This window comes from Bordetella genomosp. 13, from assembly GCF_002119665.1.
In the GTDB taxonomy this organism is placed as follows: Bacteria; Pseudomonadota; Gammaproteobacteria; order Burkholderiales; family Burkholderiaceae_B; genus Bordetella.
This window is the reverse complement of the sequence record NZ_CP021111.1, coordinates 1,981,500-2,007,432: the sequence shown is the minus strand read 5'-3', so window position 1 is coordinate 2,007,432 and position 25,933 is coordinate 1,981,500. Positions and strand designations below refer to the sequence as shown.

29 protein-coding genes are annotated in these 25,933 nt (G+C 66.0%); 15 read left to right on the top strand and 14 right to left on the bottom strand.

Annotated elements, in window-relative coordinates; genetic code table 11:
- Nucleotides 1-14: 14 nt before the first annotated feature.
- Complete coding sequence (locus CAL15_RS09060) at nucleotides 15-1,076, bottom strand: aldo/keto reductase (protein WP_086078287.1); 1,062 nt, start codon at nucleotides 1,074-1,076, stop codon at nucleotides 15-17.
- Nucleotides 1,077-1,329: 253 nt separating this feature from the next.
- On the opposite strand from CAL15_RS09060, the gene CAL15_RS09055 reads away from it, so the two are divergent.
- Nucleotides 1,330-1,923 (top strand): GNAT family N-acetyltransferase, encoded by a 594-nt coding sequence (locus CAL15_RS09055; RefSeq protein WP_198299187.1) that lies wholly within the window; start codon nucleotides 1,330-1,332, stop codon nucleotides 1,921-1,923.
- Between the two features lie 235 nt (nucleotides 1,924-2,158).
- Here CAL15_RS09055 and CAL15_RS09050 read toward each other — a convergent pair whose 3' ends face one another.
- Nucleotides 2,159-3,040 carry a LysR family transcriptional regulator gene (locus CAL15_RS09050; protein WP_232468166.1) on the bottom strand — a complete coding sequence of 294 codons (882 nt, stop codon included), beginning with the start codon at nucleotides 3,038-3,040 and terminating at the stop codon, nucleotides 2,159-2,161.
- 130 nt (nucleotides 3,041-3,170) lie between these two features.
- On the opposite strand from CAL15_RS09050, the gene CAL15_RS09045 reads away from it, so the two are divergent.
- Both CAL15_RS09045 and CAL15_RS09040 read left to right on the top strand, forming a co-directional pair.
- Nucleotides 3,171-4,181 carry a zinc-dependent alcohol dehydrogenase family protein gene (locus CAL15_RS09045; protein WP_086078284.1) on the top strand — a complete coding sequence of 337 codons (1,011 nt, stop codon included), beginning with the start codon at nucleotides 3,171-3,173 and terminating at the stop codon, nucleotides 4,179-4,181.
- Between the two features lie 40 nt (nucleotides 4,182-4,221).
- Complete coding sequence (locus tag CAL15_RS09040; protein ID WP_086078283.1) at nucleotides 4,222-5,112, top strand: aldo/keto reductase; 891 nt, start codon at nucleotides 4,222-4,224, stop codon at nucleotides 5,110-5,112.
- Nucleotides 5,113-5,181: 69 nt separating this feature from the next.
- On the opposite strand, the gene CAL15_RS09035 is transcribed toward CAL15_RS09040, so the two are convergent.
- Nucleotides 5,182-6,078: a LysR family transcriptional regulator gene (locus CAL15_RS09035; RefSeq protein ID WP_086078282.1), complete on the bottom strand. Its 897-nt coding sequence runs from the start codon at nucleotides 6,076-6,078 to the stop codon at nucleotides 5,182-5,184.
- Between the two features lie 210 nt (nucleotides 6,079-6,288).
- Here CAL15_RS09035 and CAL15_RS09030 point away from each other — a divergent pair, with 210 nt between their 5' ends.
- Nucleotides 6,289-6,939 carry a hydrolase gene (locus CAL15_RS09030; protein ID WP_086078281.1) on the top strand — a complete coding sequence of 217 codons (651 nt, stop codon included), beginning with the start codon at nucleotides 6,289-6,291 and terminating at the stop codon, nucleotides 6,937-6,939.
- 262 nt (nucleotides 6,940-7,201) lie between these two features.
- A complete protein-coding gene (locus CAL15_RS09025; protein WP_086078280.1) occupies nucleotides 7,202-8,236 on the top strand; it encodes a Kelch repeat-containing protein in 1,035 nt (344 codons plus the stop codon).
- Here the strand turns inward: CAL15_RS09025 and CAL15_RS09020 are convergent.
- Together CAL15_RS09020 and CAL15_RS09015 are read right to left on the bottom strand one after the other, a co-directional pair.
- Nucleotides 8,233-9,129, bottom strand: coding sequence for a LysR family transcriptional regulator (locus CAL15_RS09020; protein ID WP_086078279.1), 897 nt, complete (start codon nucleotides 9,127-9,129; stop codon nucleotides 8,233-8,235). The genes CAL15_RS09025 and CAL15_RS09020 overlap by 4 nt on opposite strands.
- A 4-nt stretch (nucleotides 9,130-9,133) precedes the next feature.
- Nucleotides 9,134-9,472, bottom strand: coding sequence for a winged helix-turn-helix transcriptional regulator (locus tag CAL15_RS09015; RefSeq protein WP_086078278.1), 339 nt, complete (start codon nucleotides 9,470-9,472; stop codon nucleotides 9,134-9,136).
- A gap of 47 nt (nucleotides 9,473-9,519) precedes the next feature.
- On the opposite strand from CAL15_RS09015, the gene CAL15_RS09010 reads away from it, so the two are divergent.
- Complete coding sequence (locus CAL15_RS09010) at nucleotides 9,520-9,888, top strand: nuclear transport factor 2 family protein (RefSeq protein ID WP_232468165.1); 369 nt, start codon at nucleotides 9,520-9,522, stop codon at nucleotides 9,886-9,888.
- On the top strand, nucleotides 9,888-10,667 hold the full coding sequence (locus CAL15_RS09005; RefSeq protein ID WP_086078276.1) for an SDR family oxidoreductase: 780 nt from the start codon (nucleotides 9,888-9,890) through the stop codon (nucleotides 10,665-10,667). Before CAL15_RS09010 ends, CAL15_RS09005 begins: the two co-directional genes overlap by 1 nt.
- Before the next feature lie 57 nt (nucleotides 10,668-10,724).
- Here the strand turns inward: CAL15_RS09005 and CAL15_RS09000 are convergent, their stop codons facing one another.
- Both CAL15_RS09000 and CAL15_RS08995 read right to left on the bottom strand, forming a co-directional pair.
- Complete coding sequence (locus CAL15_RS09000; RefSeq protein WP_086078275.1) at nucleotides 10,725-12,347, bottom strand: GMC family oxidoreductase; 1,623 nt, start codon at nucleotides 12,345-12,347, stop codon at nucleotides 10,725-10,727.
- Nucleotides 12,348-12,408: 61 nt separating this feature from the next.
- Nucleotides 12,409-13,188, bottom strand: a complete 780-nt coding sequence (locus CAL15_RS08995; RefSeq protein WP_086078274.1) for an alpha/beta fold hydrolase — start codon at nucleotides 13,186-13,188, stop codon at nucleotides 12,409-12,411.
- Between the two features lie 145 nt (nucleotides 13,189-13,333).
- Here CAL15_RS08995 and CAL15_RS08990 point away from each other — a divergent pair, with 145 nt between their 5' ends.
- The 3 genes from CAL15_RS08990 (at nucleotide 13,334) to CAL15_RS08980 (ending at nucleotide 15,496) form a co-directional block, all read left to right on the top strand.
- Complete coding sequence (locus CAL15_RS08990) at nucleotides 13,334-13,804, top strand: MarR family winged helix-turn-helix transcriptional regulator (protein ID WP_086078273.1); 471 nt, start codon at nucleotides 13,334-13,336, stop codon at nucleotides 13,802-13,804.
- A 577-nt stretch (nucleotides 13,805-14,381) separates the two neighbouring features.
- Complete coding sequence (locus CAL15_RS24635) at nucleotides 14,382-14,759, top strand: hypothetical protein (protein WP_232468164.1); 378 nt, start codon at nucleotides 14,382-14,384, stop codon at nucleotides 14,757-14,759.
- 5 nt (nucleotides 14,760-14,764) lie between these two features.
- Nucleotides 14,765-15,496, top strand: a complete 732-nt coding sequence (locus CAL15_RS08980) for a DUF72 domain-containing protein (RefSeq protein ID WP_086078272.1) — start codon at nucleotides 14,765-14,767, stop codon at nucleotides 15,494-15,496.
- 50 nt (nucleotides 15,497-15,546) lie between these two features.
- On the opposite strand, the gene CAL15_RS08975 is transcribed toward CAL15_RS08980, so the two are convergent.
- Together CAL15_RS08975 and CAL15_RS08970 are read right to left on the bottom strand one after the other, a co-directional pair.
- On the bottom strand, nucleotides 15,547-16,035 hold the full coding sequence (locus tag CAL15_RS08975) for a DUF1097 domain-containing protein (protein WP_086078271.1): 489 nt from the start codon (nucleotides 16,033-16,035) through the stop codon (nucleotides 15,547-15,549).
- Nucleotides 16,036-16,060: 25 nt separating this feature from the next.
- Entirely contained in the window at nucleotides 16,061-16,795 is a 735-nt protein-coding gene (locus tag CAL15_RS08970) for an SDR family oxidoreductase (RefSeq protein WP_086078270.1), read from the bottom strand.
- A 187-nt stretch (nucleotides 16,796-16,982) separates the two neighbouring features.
- Between CAL15_RS08970 and CAL15_RS08965 the strand changes: the two genes are divergently transcribed.
- Nucleotides 16,983-17,894: a LysR family transcriptional regulator gene (locus CAL15_RS08965; protein WP_086078269.1), complete on the top strand. Its 912-nt coding sequence runs from the start codon at nucleotides 16,983-16,985 to the stop codon at nucleotides 17,892-17,894.
- A 34-nt stretch (nucleotides 17,895-17,928) separates the two neighbouring features.
- Here CAL15_RS08965 and CAL15_RS08960 read toward each other — a convergent pair whose 3' ends face one another.
- Entirely contained in the window at nucleotides 17,929-19,002 is a 1,074-nt protein-coding gene (locus tag CAL15_RS08960; protein WP_198299185.1) for an ankyrin repeat domain-containing protein, read from the bottom strand.
- On the bottom strand, nucleotides 18,995-20,017 hold the full coding sequence (locus tag CAL15_RS08955; RefSeq protein ID WP_086078268.1) for an alpha/beta fold hydrolase: 1,023 nt from the start codon (nucleotides 20,015-20,017) through the stop codon (nucleotides 18,995-18,997). The genes CAL15_RS08960 and CAL15_RS08955 overlap by 8 nt, the downstream gene beginning before the upstream one ends.
- Nucleotides 20,018-20,119: 102 nt before the next feature.
- Between CAL15_RS08955 and CAL15_RS08950 the strand changes: the two genes are divergently transcribed.
- Nucleotides 20,120-20,731 carry a TetR/AcrR family transcriptional regulator gene (locus tag CAL15_RS08950; protein WP_232468163.1) on the top strand — a complete coding sequence of 204 codons (612 nt, stop codon included), beginning with the start codon at nucleotides 20,120-20,122 and terminating at the stop codon, nucleotides 20,729-20,731.
- Nucleotides 20,732-20,755: 24 nt separating this feature from the next.
- Here CAL15_RS08950 and CAL15_RS08945 read toward each other — a convergent pair whose 3' ends face one another.
- The gene (locus tag CAL15_RS08945) at nucleotides 20,756-21,367 is read right to left on the bottom strand and encodes a TetR/AcrR family transcriptional regulator (protein WP_086078267.1); all 612 of its coding nucleotides are present in this window, start codon (nucleotides 21,365-21,367) and stop codon (nucleotides 20,756-20,758) included.
- A gap of 101 nt (nucleotides 21,368-21,468) precedes the next feature.
- Between CAL15_RS08945 and CAL15_RS08940 the strand changes: the two genes are divergently transcribed.
- The 3 genes from CAL15_RS08940 to CAL15_RS08930 all read left to right on the top strand — a co-directional run bounded on the left by CAL15_RS08940 (nucleotide 21,469) and on the right by CAL15_RS08930 (nucleotide 24,391).
- Nucleotides 21,469-22,428, top strand: a complete 960-nt coding sequence (locus tag CAL15_RS08940) for an SDR family oxidoreductase (RefSeq protein ID WP_086078266.1) — start codon at nucleotides 21,469-21,471, stop codon at nucleotides 22,426-22,428.
- A gap of 181 nt (nucleotides 22,429-22,609) precedes the next feature.
- Entirely contained in the window at nucleotides 22,610-23,377 is a 768-nt protein-coding gene (locus tag CAL15_RS08935) for an SDR family NAD(P)-dependent oxidoreductase (RefSeq protein ID WP_086078265.1), read from the top strand.
- Between the two features lie 267 nt (nucleotides 23,378-23,644).
- Nucleotides 23,645-24,391, top strand: a complete 747-nt coding sequence (locus tag CAL15_RS08930; RefSeq protein ID WP_157666631.1) for an FkbM family methyltransferase — start codon at nucleotides 23,645-23,647, stop codon at nucleotides 24,389-24,391.
- An 84-nt stretch (nucleotides 24,392-24,475) separates the two neighbouring features.
- Here CAL15_RS08930 and CAL15_RS08925 read toward each other — a convergent pair whose 3' ends face one another.
- Nucleotides 24,476-24,877 (bottom strand): VOC family protein, encoded by a 402-nt coding sequence (locus tag CAL15_RS08925; RefSeq protein ID WP_086078263.1) that lies wholly within the window; start codon nucleotides 24,875-24,877, stop codon nucleotides 24,476-24,478.
- A 123-nt stretch (nucleotides 24,878-25,000) separates the two neighbouring features.
- Nucleotides 25,001-25,924: a LysR family transcriptional regulator gene (locus CAL15_RS08920; protein ID WP_232468162.1), complete on the bottom strand. Its 924-nt coding sequence runs from the start codon at nucleotides 25,922-25,924 to the stop codon at nucleotides 25,001-25,003.
- Nucleotides 25,925-25,933 lie beyond the last annotated feature (9 nt).

Here is a 25,933-nt window from a genome sequence, read left to right as displayed (position 1 = left end):
ATCCTGCGACGCGATCAGGATGCGGCGGACATCCTGCCGTTCCACAGGTCGATGGGGCCGAAACGGTCGGCGCCCTGGGTCGCGAGCATCCAGCCCGGATATTCGGGAGGCAGTTCGCTGATCGCGTCGAGCTGGCGGATCTCTTCATCGCTGAGCGTGATGTCGACCGCGGCGATGTTGTCCTCGAGCTGATCGAGACGCTTGGCGCCGACCAGCACCGAGGTCACGACCGGCTTGGAAAGCAGCCAGGCCAGCGCGATCCGTGCCGGGCTGCAGCCATGAGCGGCCGCGATCGGGTGCATCGCGTCGATCACGTTCCAGGCGCGCTCCTTATCGACGATGGGGAAGTCGAATGCCGAACGCCGCGATCCTTCGGGCGATTGGTTCTCACGGCTGAACTTGCCGGACAGCAGGCCGCCGGCCAGCGGGCTCCAGACGAGCAGGCCGAGCTTCTCCGCTTCCAGCAGCGGGCCAAGTTCGCGCTCGAGATCGCGGCCCGCGATCGAGTAATAGGCCTGCAGCGTGTTGAACCTGGCCAGATTGAGCCGGGCCGAAATGCCCAGCGCGGTCGCGATGCGCCACGCCTGCCAGTTGGATACGCCGATGTAGCGGACCTTGCCTTGCCGGACCAAGTCGTCCAGGGCGCGCAGCGTTTCCTCCATCGGGGTAAGCGTGTCCGTGGCATGGACCTGATACAGGTCGATGTGGTCGGTCTGCAACCGCTTCAGGCTTGCCTCGACGGCATCCATGATGTGGCCGCGCGACGCGCCGACGTCGTTGCGGCCTTGGCCCATGCGGCTGTATACCTTGGTCGCCAGCACATAGTCCTTGCGCGCGATGCCGAGGTTCTTGAAAGACTGGCCCAGCGTGCTTTCGCTTTCGCCGGCCGAGTAGACGTCGGCGGTATCGAAGAAGTTGATGCCTGTGTCGATGCTGGCCTTGACCAGTTCATCGGCGCCCGCCTGGTCCACGTTGCCGATGTGCTTGTAGACGCCATTGCCGCCGCTGAACGTCATCGTTCCGAGGCACAGCTGCGACACCAGCAGGCCGGTGTATCCCAAAGGCTTGTACTTCATGGTGTTCTCCTTGAGGCCGAGATGAAACCGATGTGAAAGCGGCGACAGGCGCAGGGGGCCTGTTCGCTTTCGCCTTAAGGAGCATTCTGGTCGTTCTCTAAATAGAAAAGAAGGGTGAAAAATGGATAACGGTTTTGCGTTGATAGAAAATATCTGCCGGGCAAAGCCGGCCATGATCCGACCATCCCAGCCGGAGATTAAGGGAGATAGAGAGCGGTACGGCTACTGGGCGATGTAGAGTCCTTGGAAACCCTTGAACCATGCCACTTCCGAGCCAATGAACGCGGACCCTTCACTCTCGCCCGGCGTAGTCCGGCTGCGGCCCGCAACCCTTGCCGACGTGCCGACGCTGCACGCATGGGATCGCGAGCCGCACGTGATCGCCTGCTCCAGCGATCAGCCCAGCCTCGAAGTCGCCTTCGGCGGCATCGACTGGTCTGTGGAACTGGCCGAATCGTCGGACGTGAGCTTCTACCAGATCGGCGAGGTGGCCGAGGGCGAGCTCTGGCGGCCTGTCGGCGTGATGCAGGTGATCGACCCTCACCTCGATCCGACGCATTATTGGGGTGAGATCGAACCCAACCTGCGTGCCATCGACATCTGGATCGGCCCGCCCGCTGCCCTCAACAAGGGCTATGGCACTCAGATGATGACGCTGGCCATCGACGCCGCCTTCTCCGATCCCAAAGTGACCGCCATCGTCATCGACCCGCTGAACAGCAACGTGCGCGCTCATCGCTTCTACGGCCGACTCGGCTTCCAGGCCGTCGGCCGCCGGGTTTTCAACGATGAAGACGATTGCCTGATCATGCGCCTGGAACGCGCGGTGTGGAAGATGCGCCGCTAGAAACTCCAGCTCTGGAGACCCACGTCATTAGTGGCGTTCCTGGCTTCCGAGGAAGGCCGTTGGGTGACCGGCCAGGCGATCGAGGCGAGCGGTGGCTACAGGCTCTGACCGCCCAGGCGGCGACTTCGCTAGCGATGACCTTCGGACGCCGGTGTCGATGCGAAGTCCGTCCCTATCGATGCCCGCGTCCGGGCCCAAGCCGCAATACCGTTTCGAGCACGGCTGAACTGCCCATTCAAAGGACAACCCACGGCGGCGCCGCCAGCCTTTCGCTGATCCAATTGGAGAAGGCGCGCGTCTTGGATGGCGTGCCGCCCGCCGCAGGCGTGACCACGTACACGGCGCCGCGATCCAGCAGGGCCCAGTCTGGAAGTATTTCGACCAGCCGGCCCGCGGCCAGATCGCGGCTGACATACCAGTCGGACGTGTACAGAATGCCCAGGCCGCTGATGGCGGCTTCGAGCAGCAGTTCCGCGTCGTCGGACGCCAGCGGGCCCGATACGGTGACGCCCAGCGTACCGCCGCCAGGTTTGATGAAGTTCCATCGATAGGGGTCGTGCCGCCCCGTGAAACAGAGGCATGGATGGTTCGCCAGGTCTTGCGGCGTCTGGATGGCCGGAGACTTCGCGAGGAAGTCCGGCGATGCACAGATCAGCCGGCGCCGCTCCGCGACCTTGCGGGCGACCAGGCGCGAATCGGGAAGCTCGCCCAGGCGGATGGCAAGGTCGAAACGTTCGCCGATCAGGTCGACGAAACGATTGCTGGTATCCGCCTCGATGGTGACCCGCGGATGACTGCGCAGGAACTCCACGATCAGCGGCGTCAGCCACAGGCGGCCGAAATTGCCCGGCAAGGTGATGCGCAGGTGGCCGCGGGCCTCACCGTCCGCAAAGGCTACCGCTTCGCGTCCGGCTGCCTGCAGGTCGTGAAGCAGCGGTCGGATCCGCGCGAGATAGGTTCGGCCGGCCTCGGTCAAAGCGACCTTGCGGGTGCTGCGCTCGGCCAGTCTGACACCGAGTCGCGACTCCATCGCGGTCAAGCGGCGAGAGATCGCGGTGGGATCACGTCCGAGCTGACGGCCGGCCGCGGCGAACGACCCCGTATCGGCCAGTGCCACGAAGGCCGCAAGTTCGTTCAGATCGGAGAATAGTGATTGCTGCATATTTAGCAGGTATGAACTGTGATTCGTCCATATTCTATTTAAAAGAGCAGCAATTTACAGTGACCTACCTTTTGGAGAACGCGCCATGCAATCCATTCAGATCACTGCGCCTACGCTCGACGCATTCCGTCGGGTAGAGCTGCCCGAACCGGCCGCACCTGGCAAGGGGCGCATCCTTGTCCGCATGAAGGCCGGCAGCCTCAATTTCGCCGATCTCGCCGTGGCCTCCGGACAGTACCCCGGTGCGCCGTACCCCAACATTGCCTTGTCCGACGGTGTGGGCGAGGTCATCGCCGTCGGCGAGGATGTCTGGCAAGTGGCCGTCGGCGATCGCGTCGCCGTTCACATCAAGGCGCACTGGATCGCCGGCCGCCCCAGCGCGGAACTGGCCAACCCGATGCGGGGCGCGACGCTGCCCGGCTCGCTGGTCGAGTTTGCCGATCTCGACGCGGCCAGCGTCGTGAAGATTCCCGACTACCTGGGCTGGGAAGCCGCAGGCACCTTGCCCATTGCCGCGATGACGGCATGGCGGACGCTGGAGACAGCACAGGTGGGCGCGGCATCCACCGTGGCGGTCCTTGGCACGGGCGGTGTGGCGATCTTTGCGCTGCAGCTGGCAAAGGCGCGCGGGGCCCGAGTCATCGTCACCTCCTCGTCCGATGAGAAGCTGGCCCGCGCCCGCGCCCTGGGTGCCGACGAAGTCGTCAATTACCGCAAGGATGCCGCCTGGGAAGCCTTCGTACTCCAACATACCGGCGGCGTGGGCGCGGATCTGGTCATTGATCCCGTGGGCGGGGAAGGAATCAACCGCTCGGTGGCCGCCGTGCGACACGGAGGCAGCGTGGCCGCCATCGGGTTTCTTGGAGGTGGGGCTACGCCACTGGACCTGCTGCAGGTGATCTTCAAGGAAGTCCGCGTGCAGGGCAGCAATGGCGGATCGGTGGCCGACCTGGCTGGCGCGGTGGCGGCCATGGCCGCACATCGTATCCAGCCGGTCGTCGATCGCACCTTCGGTCTCGATGAACTGGCGAACGCCTACGAGCTGATGGCGCAAGGCGGCCACTTCGGAAAAATCGCGATCCGGTTCGACTGGTAAGTCTTCGAAGCAACACGGATATCTCAACAAGGAGCTAGAAATGAACAAGCCTTCCACCGGGGCCGAACTGTCCGGCATCTTCAATATCGGCGATATGGAAGTCAATCGGCTTGGCTATGGCGCCATGCGCATCACCGGCGCCGGCATCTGGGGACCTCCGGGCAATCATGTGGAGGCCATCGAGACGCTCAAGGCCTTGCCCGGTCTTGGAATCAACCTGATCGATACGGCCGACTCGTATGGTCCGGACGTCTCGGAGCAACTGATCAAAGAGGCGCTGTATCCCTATGTCGAAGGGCTCGTCATCGCCACCAAAGGCGGATTGACGCGGCATGGTCCCGACAGCTGGCATCCCGTGGGCAGACCGGAATATCTCATCCAACAAGTCCATAAGAGCCTGCGCAATCTCGGGGTCGAACAGATCGACCTGTGGCAACTGCATCGGATCGATCCCAAAGTGCCGGCCAGGGAGCAGTTCGATACGATCAAGTGGCTGATCGACGAGGAGCTTATCCGCCATGCCGGACTGAGCGAGGTGTCCGTTGCCGAGATCCAGGAGGCATCGACATTCTTCAAGGTGGCGACGGTTCAGAACCGCTACAACCTTGTCGATCGAACCAGCGAACAGGTCCTGGATTATTGCTCGGCCCACGGCATCGGCTTTATTCCGTGGTTCCCGCTGGCCGCGGGCGACCTCGCCAGGCCCGGCTCGCTGCTCGACGACCTGGCTCGGCGGTACCAAGCCACGCCCGGACAGATCGCGCTGGCATGGCTCTTGAAGCGAAGCCACATCATGCTGCCGATCCCGGGCACGTCGAAGGTCGGGCATCTGGAGCAGAACGTTGCCGCTGCCGCGATCGCGCTGTCGGATGACGATTTCCGCGCCCTGGACGAAGAAGGGCGGAAGGCGTCACGCGACACCTCCGCGTGATCAGCCATCGCCGCCGGCCATGGCCGGCGGACTATTGAAAACAGGGAAGGGGAACCACGAGGCGGGCGGCTACTCCACCACTTCCCCCGCCGTCTCCGGAGACCGCTCGAAATACTCGATCAACAGCTCCGTCAGCACCCGTACCTTCTTTGCCGGATGCGGACTCGGCGGACGCACCACATACGCGCCAGCCTGGGGAGGGGGGTGGCGATTCATGATGGGCACGAGCGCGCCGGACGCCACATGCTCCTGGACGAGGCAATCCGGCAGATAGGCGATACCGAGCCCCGCAAGGGCGGCAGTGACCAGCGCGATGCCGTTGTCGGCCTTGAATCGCCCCTGTGGGCGAACCGAGACGATCTGGTCGCCGTCCATGAAGTGCCACGCTTCGGTGCCCTGCATGAGCGCCTGATGGCCGAGGATGTCTTCCGGCGACTCGGGCGCTCCATGCGCCTCGATGTAGCCGGGGCTGGCCACGAGTTTTCCGTAGATCGGCCCGATGCGCCTGGCGATGAGGTTCGAATCCTGCAAGTAGCCGACGCGGATCGCGCAGTCGTACCCCTCCGCGATCAGGTCGACGAAGCGATCGCTGTAGCAGGTCTGGATGTGCAGCCGGGGATAGCGTCGGGCCATTTCCGCCAGCATGGGGGCGAAGTGGGTCGGGCCGAAGGTGAGCGGCGCGGCGATGCGCAAGCGGCCGCGCAGGTCGCCCGAGGGCAGGATGGCTTCCCTGGCCGTGTCGACCTCGGCGCAGACGCGGGCCGCATGGTCCCGGAACGTGGCGCCGGCTTCGGTAAGCGCCGCTCCGCGCGTGGACCGTGCCAGCAGTTGCACGCCCAGCTCGCTTTCCAGCCGGGCAAGCCGGCGGCTGACGATGGACTTCGCCACGCCCAGGCGCAGCGCCGCGGGCGATATGCCCCCCGCATCGGCGACTTCCACGAATGTCCGCAGCTCTTCGATGTCCAATTCGGCGTTCCTTGTCTGGCAACGTAGTTCGTCGGCGGATGGTACTACCGTATCGAGCAACGGCGGCGTTCCTGTTTGTGCGACACAGTTCGCCGCGGGACACGACTACCGGCTGGAAGACGTGGACAGCAGAATGCCGCTTTCGGGCACGTTTGCGTAGGCGCGCAGGCCCGGAAAGCCAATCCGTTCACATCAGCAGAGGATGCACACATGACCTTCCGCAATGGCCTTGACTCGCTCCTTCGTCCCGAGGACTCGGTACTCGTCCTGATCGACCACCAGCCTTTCCAGCTCACGAACCTCAACAGCCACGACCCCCACATGGTGGTGAACAATACGGCGGGCCTGGCCAAGGCCGCGAAGGCGTTCGGCGTGCCCACCATCCTGACGAGCGTGATCGCCGAACGCGGCGGTTATATCTTCCCGCAGATCACTGACGTGTTTCCCGGCCAGGAGATCATCGACCGGACCTACATCAACACCTGGGAAGACAAGAAGGCGGTGGATGCGGTCAAGGCCACGGGCCGCAAGCAGCTGATCATCGCGGGTCTCTGGACCGAGGTCTGCGTCGCGATGCCGGCGATCCAGGCCCTGGGCGAAGGCTGGGACGTGACGGTCGTCACGGACGCCTGCGGCGGCGTTTCCGTCGAGGCCCACGAGATGGCCATCAAGCGCATGATCGGGGCGGGCGCCAACATGATGACCTGGCTGGCGGTGGCCTGCGAATGGCAGCGCGATTGGGCTCGCGTCGAAACGGCGGGCGCCCTGACCGATATCCTCAAGGACCATGCCGCCGGCAGCGGCATCGCGTATCTGTGGGAGCAGCAGCTGCTCAACACGCCGGTTCCCAAGACCAAGTGATGAGCTGAGCGGGCAGGGGCCTGGAAGGACCGCAACACGCGGCGTTCCGGATCTGCCGCCAGGCCACGTGCCCACTGTCCTGCGGACAGTGGGCATTTCGCGTGTTGGCATCGGCACGGAATTCGCCGGCGGGCCGGCGCGAGCCGCCTCGCCGGCCGCGATTACTTAACCCAGCTTATCAAGCTGTTCAGCCTATTCCGTCTAGTCTTTGCATGGCGGGCTACCTAACATGGTTCTCGACACACAACGTTCGAGACCAACCATGCAACGACGCGATATCCTGCGGCTCGCCGCGGCTTTGACTGCGCTTCCCCTGGCCCGTAATGCCCTGGCACAAGCGGCCGCAGGGGGCATGCACTGGACCACGGCGGCCCCGCCGTCGCTGGCGCGCCAGGAACTCTATCCCGAGGTGTTGAATGGGCGCATCTACGTAGCCGGCGGGCTGCTTGCGCCAAACACGGGCTATTCGGCGCATTTCGAATCCTACGACCCCGCCGAAGACAAATGGACGCGCCTGGCGACGCTGCCCGAGGCACGCCACCACATCGCGCTTGCCGCCGCCGGCGACCGTATCTACGGCGTGGGCGGCTTCAGCGGCGGCTTTCCGAATTGGCGCGCCCAGGCGTCGACCTACGTGTATGACCCCGTCGCGAACCGCTGGAGCGACGGCGTGCCGCTGCCTTATCCTTCGGCAGAGGGCGTATGCGCCGCCATCGGCGATCGGGTCTATCTGGTTGGAGGACGCACACGAGAACACGAGGCCGCGCGCCACTTCAACCAGCACGTGGATACCGCGCAGGGCCTGGTATTCGATCCGGCGCAGGGGCGCTGGTCCGCGATCGCACAGGCGCCCACCGCGCGCAACAGCGCGGCGGCCGCGGTGATCGACGGACGCCTGTTCGTCGTGGGCGGGCGCCAGGCGTTGAAGCAGCCCGACGGATCGCTGCGCCAGGTGAACGTGGCCTCGCTCGAGGTCTACGATCCACAGACCGATCGCTGGACCACGCGCGCGCCGATGCCGCAGGCGCAAGGCGGCCTGGCCGCGGCGGCTTACCGCGGGCGCCTGTACGTGTTCGGCGGCGAGCAGTGGGTGCCCGAGCAGAAGGTGTACGCGGATGCGTGGGTCTACGATCCGGCAAGCGACCGCTGGAGCATGCTGCCGCCCCTGCCCACGCCCCGGCACGGCCTCGGAGCGGCCACCGTGGGCGACCGGATCCACGTCTTCGGAGGCGGCACGCGCGTCGGGGGCGACCATGCCAGCGCGGTGCACGAGGTGCTTGTGCTGGCAGGGGCCTAAGGCCACTGGTAGTCGCGGATGTAGTCCAGGAAGGCGCGCATGGCCGCGCCGGTGTGCCGCCGGCTGGGGTAGTACAGATACCAACTGGGCAGCTTCTGCTTCCAATCGGCAAGGACTTCGACCAGCCGGCCATGTTGCACATGTTCTTGCACGTAGTCCTGCAGCAGATGCGCGATACCCGCGCCAGCAAGCGCGGCCTGACGCTCCTGGTGTGCCGAACTCAGGGTCAACCGGCCCTTCGGCATGATCTCGTGGTCGTCGCCGTCCTTCGCGAACTTCCAGGTCACGATGGTGCCGCCGGGGAAGCGGCGGCGGATGCATTCGTGCCGGTCGAGTTCGCCGGGAGACGCGGGGGCGGGGTGCCGCCGCAGATAATCGGGCGAGGCCACGATGGCGTACTGCAGCGACGGTCCCAAGGGCACGGCGATCATGTCCTGTGCCAGCTGGTTGCCGAATCGGACGCCCGCATCGAAGCCCTGCTCGACGATGTCCACGATGGCCGCATCACTCACGATGTCGATATTCACGTCCGGGTGCATCTGCATGAACGCCAACGCCAGCGGAAGCAGCACATGATCCACCGCCGGTCCGGGCGCGTTGATCCGAACGGTGCCGGAAGGATTCTCGCGGAATTGATTCAGGTGGTCGAGGGCGACCCGGATGTCGTGCAGGGCCGGGGTAAGCAATTCCAGGAGACGCTCGCCCGCCTCGGTGGGCGCCACGCTGCGCGTGGTCCTGTGCAGCAGGCGGATGCCCAGTGCCTCTTCGAGGGCGTTGATGGATTGGCTGATGGCCGACGACGACACCCCACGGCTGACCGCGGCCGCGCGGAAACCGCCATGCCGTACGACGTCTTGGAAGATTTCCAGGCTGTCCAGGCGTAGAGAGGGCATTGCGTTATCCCGCGGCCAGCGCATCGTTCTGTTCGGCCCACCGCAACAGCCCGTCCAGCGCGGGACACAGCGCCTGGCCCCATTCCGTCAACCGGTACTCGACCCTGGGCGGCACTTCCGGATACACCGTGCGTACCACGATGCCATCGCCTTCCAGTTGCCGCAGCTGCTGCGCCAGCATCTTCTGCGAGATGCCGGGTATCAGCTTCTCCAGGTCGGAATAGCGCTGCACCTGCCCCCCGAACAGGTGGAACAGAATGAGCAGCTTCCACCGGCCTTCGAGCAGCCGGATCACCTGTTCCACGTCGCGCGCCGCGCTCTCGGGTGTGTATTGCTTTCTCATCTGTCAGTCACTAACTTTTTCGTGCGTTCTTGTCGAGCGGATAGCCGATGCGCAAAATTATCGCACCGCAACCCAGCCATCGAGGACGCATGCCAGTTTCTCTGCCTGCCCCCATCGCGACTTATTTCGAGGCCTGCCGCCAGGCCGATATCCCGGGCCTTGCCCATTGCTTCGCATCGGATGCGACCGTCCGGGACGAAGGCCGCACGCATCGCGGCCATGATGCCATCATGGCCTGGCAGACCGAAGCGCAGAGCGCATTCGAATACACCGTGGAACCGCTGGGCGTCTCGCACGACGGCGACCAGGTCACCGTCGCGACGCGAGTCGTCGGCAATTTTCCCGGCAGTCCCGTACAGCTCGACCACGTCTTTGTGCTGAAGGGCGGCAGGATTCAATCCCTGGAGATCGGCTGATGGCCATGGACCTGGAATTGAAGGGCAAGCGCGTGTTGATCACGGCCGGCACGAAGGGACTGGGCAGGGCGGTGGTCGACCTGTTTACCGAACTCGGGGCACAGGTGCTGGCGACCGCGCGGCACGTGCCCGCGGACCGGCCCGGCGTCATGTTCATCGCTGCCGACCTGACCACGGTGCATGGGTGCGATGAAGTGGTGCACGCCGTGGCGTCGAAGCTCGGCGGCGTGGACATCATCGTGCACGTGCTCGGCGGATCTTCCGCGCCGGGCGGAGGCTTCGCCGCGCTGGGGGAAGACGAGTGGCAGCAGGAGCTCGCGCTCAATCTGCTTCCGGCCGTGCGGCTGGATCGTGCCTTGCTGCCCGCAATGCTGGCGCAAGGCCAGGGCGTGATCGTGCATGTCACGTCCATCCAGCGCGCGCTGCCGCTGCCGGAAGCCACCACCGCCTATGCCGCGGCCAAGGCGGCGCTTTCCACTTACAGCAAGAGCCTGTCGAAGGAGGTCGCGTCCAAGGGCGTGCGCGTGGTGCGCGTGGCGCCCGGGTGGATCGAAACCGAAGCGTCCGTGGCGCTGGCCGAGCGGCTGGCCAAAGAGGCGGGCACCGACTACGAGGGCGGCAAGCGCATCATCATGGAGTCGCTGGGCGGCATTCCCTTGGGACGGCCGGCCAAACCAATGGAAGTGGCCAACCTCATTGCCTTCCTGGCGTCTTCGCGCGCGGCCGCCATCACGGGAACGGAGCATGTGGTGGATGGTGGGACGATTCCCACGGCTTAGTCGCTGCGATGGCGAAGCCCGACCCGCCGCGTGCCTGGCAGGTACAGGAGCATCCGATCAAATGCGCGGCCCTGCCGGCGCCGCCAGCCCGTGCGCCCGCCGGATCATATCGGACGCCCGCTCCCCGATCACGACGCATGGCGCCATCAGGTTGCCCACCGTGGTCCGCGGCATGATCGACGCGTCCACGATGCGCAGGTTGTCGATTCCGTATACGCGCAGTTCCGCGTCCACCACCGACATGGCGTCGCGTCCCATCTTGGCGGTGCCCGACTGGTGCCAGAACGTGACGGCCGAATCCCTGATGAACTGCTCCATCTGCCGCCGGTCGCGATAGCCGGGCACGACCTCGCGCGTCACGAGGCCGCTCAACGCCGCATGGTTGCCCATCTCCCTGCACAGGTCGATCGTGGCGAGCGCGGCGGCCATGTCTTCCGGATCGCTGAGTGCGTTGGGATCGATCAATAGGGGATCCCGGTGGCCAGGCCCGGAAAGCCGTATGCGGCCACGGCTTTTGGGGCGGGCCAGTCCGGCGAACATGGTCCAGCCGTGTTCTGGCGGCCGCACGCCCACCTCGGGCGGCGAGGGCACCGCGAACTCGAGCTGGCAATGCAGCAGGTCGGGCGCATCGAGACGGGAATCGCTCTTCCAGTACAGCGTGGATTCGCATCCGCCGGCGCCCACGGCCTGGGGTTCGGCATACTGCCAGGTGCAGCCGAAGGCGATGTGGTCGTGGAAGTTGCGACCGACTCCGGGAAGGTGCTGGACGACGTCTATACCGTGCGCGCGCAGTTCTTCTCGCGGCCCGATGCCCGACTGCAGCAGCACCTTGGGCGTGTGGATGGCGCCCATCGACAACACCACCTCGCAGTGCGCGCGGATGCTGTGCAGCCTGCCGTCTATCAGCGCCTCGACGCCTGTCGCGCGCCTGCCCTCGAACAGCAGCTTGGTCACCATGGCATGGGTCACCACGGTGAGATTGGGTTGATGCAGCCGCGGATGCACGTACGACCGATACACGGATTGCCGCTTGCCGTCGCGTATGCGCAAGTCGGCGATCGCGGCGCCGCCGGGGCCTTCCATCATTTCGCCGTTGGGATTGTCGAAGCAGGGCACACCCACCATTTCGGCCGCCCGCAGCGTGGCCAGCGCCAGCGGCTGCGGCGCGACGGCCGGCGCCACGTGGACGGGCCCTCCGACGCCACGACGCAGCGCGTCCGGGCGGCCCTGCCAGTCTTCTATCCGGCGATAGCAGGCAAGCACGGATTCATAGCCCCACGCCGCATCTCCCGATTCCGCAGCGTAGTGATCCCAATCGCTTCGGTGTCCACGCGCCCAGACCATGACGTTGATGCTGGATCCGCCTCCCAGTCCCTTGCCCATGTTCAAGGCCAGGCGCCGGCCGTTCAGGCCCGCGTTGGGCACACTCTCGAATGCCCAGTCATGGCGGGATCCCAGATTGGCGGGCCAGCGGGCGGGATCGGAGACGTTCTCCCCCGTATCGTCGCCGCCCGCCTCCAGCAGCAGCACATGGGCATCGTGCTGCTCGGACAGGCGGGCGGCAACCACGCTGCCCGCCGTGCCCGCTCCGCAGACGATGAAGTCATAGCTCGATCTCAGCCCGCGGGGCCTCGATCCTTCGGTATCGCTTTCGTGCTGTCTGGCCGATTCATGATTCATTCTTGGTTTCCGGTCAATTGCGAGGAAGTCGTGGCTGGCCCGCATGGACAGCGGGCCCGGATCAGCGCGACGTGCTGCGCGCGGCACGATCGATGACGTCGGCAACGGCCTTGGGCTGGGTGACGAACGGCACGTGGCTGGCCTGCACCTCGGTGACCTGCGCGCCGATCCGCTTGGCCATGTGCCGCAGCAGCTTCGGATCGATGGCCTTGTCTTCGGTCGCCACAATGGCCCAGTTCGGCTTGTTCCTCCAGGCGGCCTGGGTGACCTTGGTTTCGAAGATGGACATGTTGATCGGCACCTGGGAGTCGCGCAGGAATGCGGCGTCGGCGTCGCTCAGGTCACCGGCAAAGCCGATCTTGAACTTCTCCAGGCTGACGAAGCCGAAGCCGTCCTTCTGCGTCTCGATGACGAATTCCTTGGGAGGAGGGATGTCCTTGAACTGCGAGCCCGTGGATTCGCCGGCATCGGGCGACAGCGCGGATACGTAGACCAGGCCGGCTACCTTCGCGTCGACGCCGGCCTCGGTGATGACCGTGCCGCCGTAGGAGTGCCCGACGAGAATCGTCGGACCGGCCTGGCGGTCGAGCACCCGCTTGGTGGCGGCGACGTCATCGGCAAGGGAAGTCAGCGGGTTCTGGACGATGGTCACGCGGTAGCCGCGGCCCGTCAGTTCGTCGTATACGCCGCGCCAGCCCGAGCCGTCGGCGAAGGCGCCGTGCACCAGCACGACATTGCGGACGGCCTGGCCTTCGGGGATGCGGTCGGCGGAATGGGCCAGCGAGGCGGCGGTGATGCCGGCGGTTGCCGCGATGGCGGCCATCAGGGTCTTCAGTTTCATGGTGGATCTCCCTTGGTTTGTCGCGACAACAATTATCGCGATAAGTGAAATGCTAGGAGGCCCTCATTCGAGTGTCAAGCAATATTTTTTATCGCGATATATATTTGTGCTGCGTGCTACCCTGAAGCACGACAGGAGTAGAGCCATGACAAAAAAGAAGGGAAGCCCGCCACCTCCTTTGGACGACCAGCTTTGCTACGCCATTTATTCGGCGGGCATCGCCATCCAGCGCATCTACAAGCCGCTGCTGGACGAGATGGGGCTGACCTATCCCCAGTACCTGGTCATGAACGTCCTGTGGCGCGAGGACAATCAGACGGTCGGCGGCATCGCCGAGAAGCTTGCCCTCGAACCCAGTACGCTCACGCCCTTGCTCAAGCGGCTCGAGTCCATGGGCTTTGTTGGGCGTACCCGGAATCCTCACAACGAACGCCAGGTCGTGGTCGCGCTGACCGAGCAAGGCCGCCGGCTTCGCGACAATGCGGGTTGCCTGGGCGAGTCGCTGCTGGTGGCGTCCGGGCAGACGCCCGCGGAACTGGCGGAGGTGAACAGGCAGGTTCGGCAGCTTCGCGACGCGGTGTATTCGCATCTGGGACAGTGGAAACTGCCGGCGTAGCCGGTCGCGGGTGAGCGCCTGGCGCATCCGAACAAGGTTCGGGCACGGCTGCGCGCCTACCGGAGATAGCAATGTCCGATACGGACCGCAACAAGGCCAACGTCGTCGCCTTCTACGAGCTGATGCAGAGACGGCGAATGCCAACGGAATGTTGAGCGGAACCTTGGCGATGAAGATGGCCCAGAACATATCGTTGCATCAGGAAAATTGTGCTGCCTATGCCCGGATCGCGCCACGATAAGATGGACCGGTCTACACCAGCAGTGCAAGGAGCGGTCGCATGCGTGGTTCGAGTTCTGCAAGCAAGCGTCCCGGCGCGGGAAGTTCTTCGAGGCTTGTCATCGGTCTTCCTCTCATTGCGCTGACGCTTGCGCTGGCGGCTTGTTCGCCTGGTGGGGAGCCATCGGAAGGCAACGCCCGCCAAGGCGCCAGCGCGGTAGGCCGGGGCAGTGAGACCACCGCCGGCACGCCGGGTGCGGCCGGAACGCCGCCGATACCCGCCGCCTCTTCGGATTCCTCCCGCGCCGCGAACGGCCTCACGCTCCAAGGCCTGCGCGATCTGCGCATAGGGGAAGCCGTGCCCAAAAACGGAAATTGGGCAGAGCGCGGAGCCCAGATCAGCGATGCCTGCCGCACGGTCAGCTCGCTCGATTATCCGGGCGTTTATGCCATCGTCACCGACGGCAAGGTGCAGCGCATCACCATCGGCCAGCGCTCGGACCTGACGGCGCAAGGCGTGCGTATCGGCGCAAGCGAACAAGAGGTGAAGAACCGCTTCACGGGTCTGGTCGAAGCGCTGCACAAGTACGAGGCGCCTCCGGCCAAGTACCTCACGTCGGCCGACGCCTCTGCCAGCAGTCCCGCATTCCGTTTCGAGATAGGGCAGGATGGCAAGGTGAAGCTCATCCATGCGGGCCTGATGCCCGTGCTGGCCTATGTGGAAGGCTGCGCGTGAGGGACATGCTGGTGGGGACCGCGGGCTGGTCGATCTCGGCTAAGGTCGCGAGCGTGTTTCCTGCGCCGGGCACGCACCTCGAGCGCTACGGCCAGGTGTTCCCTTGCGTGGAAATCAACTCGTCTTTCTATCGGCCGCACCAACCCAAGACGTATGCGCGCTGGGCCGACAGCGTGCCGGCCGCTTTCCGCTTCAGCGTGAAGATGCCGCGCGCCATCACGCACGAACGGCGCCTGAAAGAGTGCGAACCACCGATGCGCAGCTTCTTCGAAGAAGTGGCGCCCCTGGGTAGCAAGCTGGGCTGTGTGCTGGTGCAGCTGCCGCCCAGTCTCGCGTTCGATGCGGGCGAGGGCGCTCGCTTTTTCTCGTTGCTGCGCAGGTTCACGCGGGGCCCCATTGTTTGCGAGCCCCGGCATGAAAGCTGGTTCACGGAGGCGGGGGCCGACTTGCTGGACCAGCATGGCATCGCGTACGTGTTGGCACACCCGTCGCCGGTTCCGGGCATCGAGCGTTGGTGCCAGTCGAAGCTGCTTTATATCCGCCTGCATGGCGCGCCCCGGATGTACTACTCGGCGTATGACGAGGCATTCATTGAAGCCGTCGCAGTGCAGATGCGGCTGGCGAACGAGCAGGGCAGGACGGTTTGGTGCATCTTCGACAACACGGCACAGGGAGAGGCCGTGCCCAACGCGATGGCGTTGATGAAGCGACTGGGCGGGGGGCCTGAAGCGCACTAGGCGTGCAGCAGGCCGCCCGCCGTCCATGCATCGCGCGGGCAGCAGGCCGTTCAGGCCTGCAGCAGCCGGCGCGGCGCGTAGTGCGAGACCCATCCCGCGAGGGACCCCATGGCGCTGGCGCCGGCCAGTTGCGCGACATGGTCCAGCGCGGGCTCCAGGTGCGCGGCGAACCATGCCACCAACCCCAGGAAGTAGCCCAGCAGATTGTTGAACGCCGGCAGACCGCGCAGCGCCACCACGATCAGCGCGACCACGAACACGACCACGGGCAGGGCGACGGCCATGCCCAGTTGCGGGGCCAGCATGCCGGCGGCCGTCGCGGCCAGCGCGCCGATCGCCAGCCCCAGCCATACGCAGCCCAGGTTCTCCAGGGCCGAGCGGGTGGTAAGCCCGCGCGTGTAGAAGGCGATCCATCCGATGAACATGGCCCAGACCGGCAGGCCGACCGCCAGGGCGCTGGCCGCGGCCAGCGCCGCCGTGGCGGCGGCTACCACCGTGATGATCACGTAGCCGCCGGAGGGAGTGGGGGAGTGGCTCATGGTGTTCTCCGATAGTGGAGGCGCGTCAGGCCAGGCCGCCATTGGCGCGCAGCACCTGGCCGTTGACCCAGCCGCCGTCCTTGCCGGCCAGGAAGGCCACGGCGCCGGCGATGTCCTCGGGTTCGCCCAGCCGCTCCAGCGGCGGCATCTTGGCGAAGTTCTGGATCTGCTCTTCGGTCTTGCCGCTGAAGAACAGGTCGGTGGCCACCGGACCGGGGGCCACGGCGTTCACGGTGATGCGCCGGCCGCGCAGTTCCTTGGCGAACACGCGGGTGAAGGCCTCGACCGCCGCCTTGGTGCCGTTGTAGATGGCGTAGCCGGGCAGGTTCAGCGCCAGCGTGGTGCTCGACAGGTTGATGATGCGGCCGCCATCGTTGACGCGCGTGGCGGCCTCGCGCAGGGTATTGAATACGCCCTGGGTATTGATGCCGAAGGTCTGGGCATACAGCTCGTCGCTGGTCTGCGCCAACGGCTGGGTCTTCAGGATGCCGGCGTTGTTGACCAGCACGTCGATCTTGCCCAGCTGATCTTCCACGGCCCCGAACATGGCCTTCACCTGGTCGGGCCTGGAGACATCGGCCTTGACTGCGATGGCGCGGGCGCCGCCGCGCGTCAGTTCGTCCGCCAGGGCATCGGCCTCCTTGGCGTTGCTGGCATAGTTGATGGCGACGGCGAAGCCGTCCTGCGACAGGCGGCGGGCGATGGCGGCGCCGATGCCGCGCGAGGCGCCGGTGACGAGAGCGATCTTGGAGAGAGTCATAGCTGGGGTCCTTGTTGAAGAGTTCATGGAAACCATTGTGGACTGTTCCGTTTCGCAGATAATCAGCGCTTCTTGAAGTTCATAATTTCATTTGCTTCAATAAACCGCTCGCGCCGGCCTGGCTGCATCCCGCTCCTGTGGCCGCTCCGAGCCTCGTGCGCCCACCACCAAGCCAACGACTTCCGTCATGGACCGCTTCCAGGAAATGCAGGTTTTCGTGCGCGTCGCGGATCGCCGCAGCTTCACGCTGGCGGCCGACGATCTCCAGATTCCGCGCGCGACGGTGACCAACCTGATCAAGCGCCTGGAGGCGCGCATCGGCGCTCGGCTGCTCGAGCGCACCACGCGCCAGGTGCGGCTGACGCATGAAGGCGAGGACTATTACCGCCGCTGCGTGCGGCTGCTGGCCGACCTGGAGGAAACCGAGAGCGCCTTTCGCAACGCGCCGCCGAAGGGGCTGCTGCGGGTGAACCTGCAGGGCACCCTGGCCAGGTATTTCGTGGTGCCGAACCTGGGCGGCTTTCTGGACGCCTATCCCGATATCGTCCTGCACGTGGGCGAGGACGACAGGCTGGTCGACCTGGTGCGAGAGGGCGTGGATTGCGTGCTGCGCGCCGGCGCCCTGCAGGACTCTACGCTGATAGGCAGGCAGGTCGCGTCACTCGAACAGGTGACGGTGGCCAGTCCGCGATACGTGGAGCGGCATGGCGTGCCGCACAGCCTGGAAGACCTCGAGAACCACTATGCGGTGGACTATGTGTCCAGCGCCACGGGGCGCCCGGTGCCGCTGGACTTTCGCGTGGGCGAGGACGTCGTGGAGCGGCGGCTGAAGGCCAGTATCGTGGTGAACGGCGCCGACCTGTACACTGGCGCGGCCTTGTCGGGCCTGGGCATCGTGCAGGTGCCGCGCTATCGCATCGAGCGTGAACTGGACAATGGCCTGCTGCGGGAGCTATTGCCCGACCATCCGCCGCCGCCCATGCCGGTGTCGGTGCTGTATCCGCAGAACAGGCAGCTGTCGGCGCGCGTGCGCGTGTTCACGCAATGGCTGGCGGAGCAGTTCGAGCCGTTGCGCAGCAAGGGGCGGCAGGCGGGTTGAGCGTTACCCGCCTGATGCGGCTTGATGGTGCCGCTCATGCGTTTCCGAGTTGCGCGCCCTCGGCTTTCCCGAGCAGTTGCGCGATATCGTCGTAGCCCAGCCGCAGCGCCAGCTGCCGGGGCGTCAGGCCGGCGTGGGACTTCAGGTCCAGGCGTGCGCCGGCCTGCACCAGAGCCCGCGCCGCCTCCAGATGGCCGCGCCAGACGGCGTCGTGCAGGGCGGTGTAGCCGTTGTAGGCGCCTTGCGCATCGATCTCCAATGTCGCCGGGCCGGCCTGCGCCGCATGCGCCGTCAAGCTGCGCAGCGCATCGGCATGTCCCGCATAGGCGGCTTCGTGGCCGGGCGTGGCCCGCATCAGTCCGTTCACGCGCCGCGGATCGGCGCCCGCTGCAAGCAACAGCGTGAGCACGTCGGCATGGCCCTCACGCGCGGCGATGCCGAGCGCCGTGTAATCATCGTCGACGTCGCCCACCATCGGTGCGCGGTCATCCAGATCGCATCCCGACGCGATCAGGCGTTCGACCTGCGCGGCATCGCCCGCCTTGGCGGCGTCCAGCAGCGCACAGGCCTGCCGTGCATCGGCGAGCGCACTGTCCGCATGCTGGATGAGCGCCGAGATGTCTGTCAGGCCATCGCGGCGCGCCAGGTCCAGCGCCGTCATGCAGTAGTGGTTTCTCAGGGTGGTCTTGGCGCCGCGTCGCAGCAGCAGCCGTACCGCCGCGGCGTGCCTGTGCTCCACGGCATCCATCAGCGCAGTGTTGCCGACGATGGGCGACTGCTGGTCGATGAACGCGCCGTGGTCAAGCAGCAGGACGATGACGTCGGTACTGCCGGACAGCGCGGCCTTGTGCAGCGCCGTCGCGCCCATGCGCGGCTCCACGGCCAGCACATCGGCTTTCGCCGTCAACAGCAGCTCTGCCATCTGCGGCTGGCCCCGGCCCGAGGCGACCATCAGCGGCGTGAGGCCTTCGGGATCGCGGCGATCGGGATCTGCGCCGGCGCGCAGCGATGCGTACGCCTGCGCGAGATCGCCTGCGCGCACCGCCGCTTGCAGCGCCATGTCGTCACGTGAGTCGGCGGAGTCGGTCAGGGGCGCGGACTCAGCCACGGCCGCCTCCTTCGCTGGGCGGGCCGATCGCATCCAGGAAGGCGACCAATTCCGCATTCACCCGATCGGCGGCCTCGTGCTGGATCCAATGGCCGACGTTCTCCAGCCTGATGCAGTCGACCAGACCCGGCGCCGCGCGCCGCAGTTCGGCCAGCGCGGGAGGCGTGGGATGAAAGACGTCGGCAAGCCCGTCTGCGGCCCCGTAGATGTACAGACAGGGCTGCCGGATGACCATATTCTTGAACGCCGGCATCAGGTCGAAGGTGGCCTGCGCGGCACGATAGTAGTTGAGCCCGCCGCGAAAGCCGCTCGCCTCGAATGCTTTGATGTTGTGGGCTACGTAGCCGGGATCGGCCCAGCCGGGCACGGCAACCGGAGCGGGACGCAGCATGTGCAGCGCCGGGTCGACGGGGTTCCATCGCGCGCCGGCCGGTGCGCTGGCGGACAGCCAATACAGGATGCCGGGTATGGTCTGCCCGGCCGGCTCGAAACGACGTTCCGCGTCCGGCTTCATCATGTCGAAGGCGTAGTAGCGTTCGCCCAGGCCCTGCTCGCGCAGCTGTTCCCAGTGGCTCAGTTCGCCACGCGGCGCATAGGGAATGCTGAGACTGACCATTGCGCGGAACCGGTCCGGCCTCATCAGCATGGCGCGCCAGCCGTGTTCGGCGCCCCAGTCGTGGCCGACGATGACGGCCGACGGGATGGTCAATGCGTCCAGCAGGCCGACCAGATCGCCGGCGATATGCGGAGCGCTGTAGAGATCCGCCTCTGCTGGCGCGTGGCTGCCCCCGTAGCCGCGCATGTCCAGCGCCACCGCTCGGTATCCCGCCGCGGCCACTGCATGCATCTGGCTGCGCCACGTTTCGGCCGTATCCGGAAAGCCATGACAGAACAGCACGGCGGGGCCCTGGCCCTGCTCGAGCACACGGAACGCAGCGCCATTGACCTGGACCTGCGAGGACCGGATGCCCGCCAGCCTGGAACCGGCCGCACGGGTAGCGGTGACTGTCGCCATTGCCACGCCTCCTTTGCCTAAGGACGTGCAACCAGCCTACCATTGGTAGGTATGATTTACTACCGTTGGTAGGTAGGCAACGGTGACAAAATGAAGGGCGATATGAAAGGATCGGCGGCGCAGAAAACAGCAGCGCCAGGCAGGCTTTCCAAGGCGGAAAGGCGGCGCCAGCTGCTGGACACCGCGCTGCTGATCATCCGGGAAGAGGGCGCGGACAGGCTCACGCTGGGCCATCTGGCCATGCGCGCGGGGGTGTCCAAGCCGGTGGCGTATGACCACTTCGGCACCCGGTCGGCCCTCTTGATCGAGCTGTATCGGTCCATCGACATGGAGCGCGTGAAAGTGTTCCAGGAAGCGATGGCGGCGCGGGAGCACAGCCTGGAGGGCGCCGCCCACGTCCTGGCGGCGGCGTACGTCGATTGCGCGGCCGACATGACGGACGAGTTCCATGCGGTGGGCGCGGCCCTGGCGGGGAACGAGGAAAAGGCCGCGGTGTTCCAGGAATTGCTGGACAACTGCGTGCAGATGTTCGTGTCGGTGCTGCGCCCGCACGTCGAATTGCCGCCCGCCGAACTGAAGCGGCGCTGCATCGCCCTGGTGGGCGCCGGGGAGGCGCTGTCGGCGGCGCTGGTGCGCGGCAAGGCCCGCAGGAGCGACGTGGTGCGTACGTACGCCTCGCTGATACAGGGCGGCCTGCAGGCGCCGGGGCAATGACCGGGCGCGGGACCACGCCCTGAGTCAGAGTTCCGATTTCAACCGTTCGAAGGCATCGCGAAGGAATCGGCCCGCCGGCTTGCGCGCGCCGGCCTGTTCGCTCCATGCCTGCATGGCCACCCTCATCGTCCCGATGGACACCATGGCCACCATCCGGAGCGCGGGGCGGCGCTCGGGCTGGCGCCAGACCTCGCACAGCGTATCGAACAGCATGCGCTCCTGTTCGGCATAGAAGGCCTGCTTGCGCGCCGCCAGCGATGCGCTGGAGCGCATCAGCTTGTCGATGGCGGTCATCTCCTCGGTGGTGTAGCGCGAGATGTGCTTGACCATGACGTCCAGCACCGCATCGAGGGGCGACAGGTCTGGCGACATCTTCAGCAGGTCGGCCTGCATGCTGGCCCAGCCCGCGTACTGCCAGTAGATGAGAATGTCGTCCTTGGATTTGAAGTACGAGAAGAAGGTGCGGCGAGAGATGCCCGCTACGCTGGCGATCGCGTCCAGCGTGGTGCCATCGTAGCCGTCCGCCAGAAACAGGCGGAGTCCGGTTTCGGCGATGCGCTGACGTGTTTCGCGGCGCTTGCGGTCGCGCAGGCCTTCTTCGGACGTGGCGGTGGCGGTAGAGGGGGATTCCGGCATCGGGTGGTCTGTTGCATACTTGCACCGAGTGCATTAAAGTTTGCACTCAGTGCTGATTCATATGCACTTCAAATTCTTCCACGCATTGTAAGGCACGGGCCATGGCCAACTGGACAGCTTCCGACATTCCTGCTCAACGCGGCCGCACCGCGGTCGTCACCGGGACCGGCGGACTTGGTTTCGAGGACGCAATGGCGCTGGCCCGCGCGGGCGCAACCGTGATCATCGCGGGCCGCAACCCTTACAAGGGCGCGGCCGCCGTCGACAGGATTCGCCGGCAGGCGCCTGGCGCGGCCGTCAGCTTCGAATTGCTCGACCTTGCCAGCCTCGAATCCATCGACGCATTCGGCGAGAGGCTGTGGGAATCGCTGGCGTGCCTGGACCTGCTGATCAACAACGCGGCCGTGATGACGCCGCCAAAGCGACAGACGACTGCCGACGGATTCGAGCTGCAGTTCGGCACGAACTATCTGGGCCACTTCGCGCTGACGGCGCAGCTGCTGCCCTTGCTGCGCAAGGCGCATGCCCCGCGCGTCATCAATCTTTCCAGCGTCGCGGCCCGGGACGGCGAGATCCGTTTCGACGACCTGCAGTCGCAGCACGACTACAGGCCCATGGCGGCGTATGCCCAGTCGAAGCTTGCGTGCCTGATGTTCGCCTTCGAACTGCAGCGCCGCAGCGCTGCGGCGGGTTGGGGCATCCAGAGCATCGCCGCCCATCCGGGCGTCGCGCGCACAGACTTGCTGCCCAATGGCGCCGGCGCGTCGAGCGCCGCGGGCGTGGTCCGCCGGTACCTGTGGTTCCTGTTTCAGCCAGCGTGGCAAGGCGCATTGCCCACGCTGTACGCCGCCACCTCGCCGCAGGCAAAAGCCGGCGGCTACTACGGCCCGCACAGGCTCGCCGAAACGCGAGGCTATCCCGCCGTCGCCAAGGCGCCGCCGCAGGCGCTGGACATCGAGGTGGCGGCCAGGCTGTGGACCGAGTCGGAGCGGCTGACCGGCGCCGTGTTCCCGGCAATCGGACCGGCCGACCTGGCCGCACATACCGCCGCACCGGTTTGAGCGCCGCGCCGGGCCGACTCAACGCCATAGGCTGTCATGGCGGGATAGGAATAGGCAATGTCGTCATAGGAATGCATCTGGCCCGCCGCGGACAGCATGCTTAGTATGGATGCCGGGTCGACGCAGGCTTGTACGCGTCGGCCGCCATGATCGAACTCATGACCCGACTAAGGAGCACTCCATGACCGAACATCAGACCTTTGTGCAAGATGCGCCCTTGTCCGGCCGCGTTGCCATCGTGACGGGCGCGGCCAGCGGCATAGGCCGGGCGACCACGGAACTGCTGCATCGCCAGGGCGCGCGGGTAGTGGCCGTCAGCCTGGGCGACGACGTGCATGCGCTGGCTCGCGACGGCATCGTGCCCCTGGTGGCCGACGTCGCGCGCGAGGACAGCGCCGCGCTGGCCGTGAAGACGGCCCTCGACCAGTTCGGGCGGCTGGACATTCTGGTCAACAATGCCGGCATCATCACCGTCAAGCCGCTGGTCGAGACGAGCCTGGACGACTGGAACCGCGTGATGGCCGTCAACGCGACGGGCCCGTTCCTGTTCTCGCGCGAGGTCATGCGCCACATGATGGGCGCGGGTTCCGGCACCATCGTCAATGTGGGCTCGTATGCCTGCTTCCAGGCGTTTCCCGGCATTTCGTCGTATGCGGCCTCGAAGGGCGCGCTGGCGCAGCTGACCCGCTCGCTGGCCCTGGAAGCCATTCCGCATGGCATCCGCGTCAATGCGGTCGGGTCGGGCGACACGGTGACCAACATCGTCAACCACATCCGTTCCGACGGACCGGAGTTCCTGGCCGAGCACGGCCGCGGATCGCCCATAGGCCGCGCGGCGCAGCCCGAGGAGATCGCGGAAGTGATCTCCTTCCTGGCATCGGATCGCGCCAGCTACGTGGTGGGCTCGGTGGTCATGGCCGATGGCGGCATGAGCGTGGCCATCCAGTGACCCGACCAAGGCAATGAAGCGCGCGGCGCGTGGACTGCGCCCGCGCGCCGGCCGCGCATCAGCCGTTTGGGCGGCACCCCGGGCGGTACCGCCTGGCAGCCTTTTGGTCATCTTGCCGTCTGTCTGGCCGACGATATCATGGGTAAAAATTCCGACGTAGGCCGACTGGCCTACAGAGAAATCCGGACAGGCGAGCGTTGGGCCGACGGCAGGCATTAACCACAGCGGCTGATGCAAGGGGCGGACATGATCAGGCTGATACGCAGGATGCTTAAGCGGAACCGGGCGCTCTATTCCTTTTCCGCGACTGTCTATCACTCGGGGCAGAATTTCATCAATCACATGATGCTGGTGCCCAAGGGAGTGCGGTACCTGAAGCCCGTGGAGCTGGGCGGAAGATACGCCTCGCAATACGGGCAGGACTACTATCTGGAGAAGTTCGGATTGATCTCCCCGGGCGGCTTTTTCGTCGAAGTCGGGTGCAATCACCCGAGGTTCAATTCGAATTCGTATTTCCTCGAGAACGAGTATGGATTCACGGGGATATCGATCGACGCCATCGACTACAGCGAGGCGTTCCGCGTTCAGCGCCCGAACACGCAGTTCATCAGGGGCCTGGTCGACACGGATGCCGGGGTGAAGGATTTCTACCAGGTCATCGATGAGGATGGCTGGGAGAACCAGGTGAGCTCGGTCTACAAAGAGACGCTGTCGATGGGCAAGGGCTTCGAGGCGAACGTGGTCAAGGTCGAAAGCATGCCGCTGCGCGCCGTGCTGAAGGACCGGCATGACGTGGACCTGCTGCTGGTGGACGTCGAGGGGCACGAGTTCGCCGTGCTCGATTCACTGGATTGGGAAACGACGAAGCCCAAGGTGATTCTGGTGGAGAACAGCGGCGAGTTCTATCCGCGCACGCGAATGGAGAACTACATGGCTCGCAAGGGATATGAGTTCTTTGCGCGCATCGGTTCGTCGGATGACATCTACCGGCTGAAGACGCCGACGGAGGCGTAAGGCAGCATGCGCCACCGCCCGGTCGGTCGCCGCGACGGCAGCGTTGGCCCGTTGCGCGAGTGCGCTGGCCGGGCCGCCTGCGCATCAGGCGTGGTCGCCCCGATGCACGATGTGCACCTTGTTGCCGTCGGGGTCTCGCATGTACGCGCCGTAGTACCCCGGCGCGTAGTGCCGCCGTTCGCCAGGAGGTCCTTCGTCGCTGCCGCCGGCGGCCATGCCGGCCGCATAGGCCTGGTCCACCTGCTTCGGCGAGGCCGCCCGAAACGCCACCATGCAGCCATTGCCCACCGTGGCCGGCTCGCCATTGAAGGGCATATGCGCATAGAAGCAGGGCAGCGGCTGTCCGGGCACGATCCAGCAGATGGCGTCCGCAAAACCATCCGGCTCGACGTGCCGACGTACCAGGCCGAGAGGGAACAGGATGGCATCGTAAAACCGGCCCGCCCGTTCCAGATCGTCGGTTCCAACGGTGATGTGGCTGAACATTGCGTCCTCCGTTTCTGGCCCGGACGTCGCGCCGCCTTCCATCCGCACGCAGCGCCGCCCGGTCCGCGTTGATCCAGCTGTTCGTTGTAGCACGGGCGGGCCGCGCAACGGCGCCACGCCGGGTCACGGGGCGATCGCGGTGGGCACTTGCGCGAAGTACCGCCGCAGGGCCTGCACCGCCAGGCGCACCTTGGCCGGTTCGCCGTCGCGCCGCGGCGTCACCACGCTGACCGGCAGCGGGTCATAGCGCCACTGCGCAAGCACGTGCACCAGCGCGCCGCTCGCCAGCGCGGGTCGGATGTCCACGTACGCCAGCCGCGCGAGGCCCAGGCCGTGTTCGCACATCTGCTGCACCGCCATCTGGTTGTTGCTGGCGTAGCGCACCGGCACGGGTATGCGCTGACGTTCGCCACCCGTGCCATGCAGGTCCAGGGTCATGTGCGGCGAGCCGTGGTCCGCCGCGTCGTGCCGATAGGCGCACCAGTGGTGGTTGGAAAGGTCTTGCGGAGACTCGGGCCGGCCGTGCCGCTGCAGGTACGCCGGCGCGGCGCACATGAGGGAGTCCACGTCGCACAGGCGGCGCGCCACCCACGTCGAGTCGGCCAGTTGCCCGATGCGGATGGCCAGGTCGATGCGCGCGTCGACGAGGTCGATCATCGCGTCGTCGACCAGCAGGCGCAGGCTGAGCTGCGGCGCCTGTGCCAGCAAGGGAGCCAGGGCGGGCGCGATGTGGGCCGCGAAGCCCACGGGCGCCGCCACCCGCAGTTCGCCGGACGGGACATCGCGCGCCTGCAACAGCGAATCGGACGCGGCCTGGGCGGCCTCGAGCAGGCGCACGCAGTGCGGATAACAACGCGCGCCCGCCTCGGTAAGGGTCAGCTTGCGGGTGGAGCGGTGCAGCAGCACCACGCCCACCTGGACCTCGAGCGCACGCAGGGTCTGGCTGACCGCCGAGGCGCTCATGCCCAGCCGTCGCGCGGCCGCGCTCATGGAGCCGGCGGCAACGGTTTCCGCGAACACGGCATAAGGTCTGAGATCGCGCATCATGAAGCCAGG

Coding starts and splice junctions, on each gene's coding strand:
- CAL15_RS08955 (WP_086078268.1), bottom strand. CDS start 20,017: ATGGCGACAGTCACCGCTACCCGTGCGGCCGGTTCCAGGCTGGCGGGC.
- CAL15_RS08925 (WP_086078263.1), bottom strand. CDS start 24,877: ATGTTCAGCCACATCACCGTTGGAACCGACGATCTGGAACGGGCGGGC.
- CAL15_RS08940 (WP_086078266.1), top strand. CDS start 21,469: ATGGCCAACTGGACAGCTTCCGACATTCCTGCTCAACGCGGCCGCACC.
- CAL15_RS09060 (WP_086078287.1), bottom strand. CDS start 1,076: ATGAAGTACAAGCCTTTGGGATACACCGGCCTGCTGGTGTCGCAGCTG.
- CAL15_RS08975 (WP_086078271.1), bottom strand. CDS start 16,035: ATGAGCCACTCCCCCACTCCCTCCGGCGGCTACGTGATCATCACGGTG.
- CAL15_RS08965 (WP_086078269.1), top strand. CDS start 16,983: ATGGACCGCTTCCAGGAAATGCAGGTTTTCGTGCGCGTCGCGGATCGC.
- CAL15_RS09000 (WP_086078275.1), bottom strand. CDS start 12,347: ATGAATCATGAATCGGCCAGACAGCACGAAAGCGATACCGAAGGATCG.
- CAL15_RS08980 (WP_086078272.1), top strand. CDS start 14,765: ATGCTGGTGGGGACCGCGGGCTGGTCGATCTCGGCTAAGGTCGCGAGC.
- CAL15_RS09030 (WP_086078281.1), top strand. CDS start 6,289: ATGACCTTCCGCAATGGCCTTGACTCGCTCCTTCGTCCCGAGGACTCG.
- CAL15_RS08945 (WP_086078267.1), bottom strand. CDS start 21,367: ATGCCGGAATCCCCCTCTACCGCCACCGCCACGTCCGAAGAAGGCCTG.
- CAL15_RS09040 (WP_086078283.1), top strand. CDS start 4,222: ATGAACAAGCCTTCCACCGGGGCCGAACTGTCCGGCATCTTCAATATC.
- CAL15_RS08935 (WP_086078265.1), top strand. CDS start 22,610: ATGACCGAACATCAGACCTTTGTGCAAGATGCGCCCTTGTCCGGCCGC.
- CAL15_RS08930 (WP_157666631.1), top strand. CDS start 23,645: ATGCTTAAGCGGAACCGGGCGCTCTATTCCTTTTCCGCGACTGTCTAT.
- CAL15_RS09020 (WP_086078279.1), bottom strand. CDS start 9,129: ATGCCCTCTCTACGCCTGGACAGCCTGGAAATCTTCCAAGACGTCGTA.
- CAL15_RS09025 (WP_086078280.1), top strand. CDS start 7,202: ATGCAACGACGCGATATCCTGCGGCTCGCCGCGGCTTTGACTGCGCTT.
- CAL15_RS08995 (WP_086078274.1), bottom strand. CDS start 13,188: ATGAAACTGAAGACCCTGATGGCCGCCATCGCGGCAACCGCCGGCATC.
- CAL15_RS08970 (WP_086078270.1), bottom strand. CDS start 16,795: ATGACTCTCTCCAAGATCGCTCTCGTCACCGGCGCCTCGCGCGGCATC.
- CAL15_RS08950 (WP_232468163.1), top strand. CDS start 20,120: ATGAAAGGATCGGCGGCGCAGAAAACAGCAGCGCCAGGCAGGCTTTCC.
- CAL15_RS09005 (WP_086078276.1), top strand. CDS start 9,888: ATGGCCATGGACCTGGAATTGAAGGGCAAGCGCGTGTTGATCACGGCC.
- CAL15_RS09010 (WP_232468165.1), top strand. CDS start 9,520: ATGCGCAAAATTATCGCACCGCAACCCAGCCATCGAGGACGCATGCCA.
- CAL15_RS08990 (WP_086078273.1), top strand. CDS start 13,334: ATGACAAAAAAGAAGGGAAGCCCGCCACCTCCTTTGGACGACCAGCTT.
- CAL15_RS09045 (WP_086078284.1), top strand. CDS start 3,171: ATGCAATCCATTCAGATCACTGCGCCTACGCTCGACGCATTCCGTCGG.
- CAL15_RS08920 (WP_232468162.1), bottom strand. CDS start 25,924: ATGATGCGCGATCTCAGACCTTATGCCGTGTTCGCGGAAACCGTTGCC.
- CAL15_RS09015 (WP_086078278.1), bottom strand. CDS start 9,472: ATGAGAAAGCAATACACACCCGAGAGCGCGGCGCGCGACGTGGAACAG.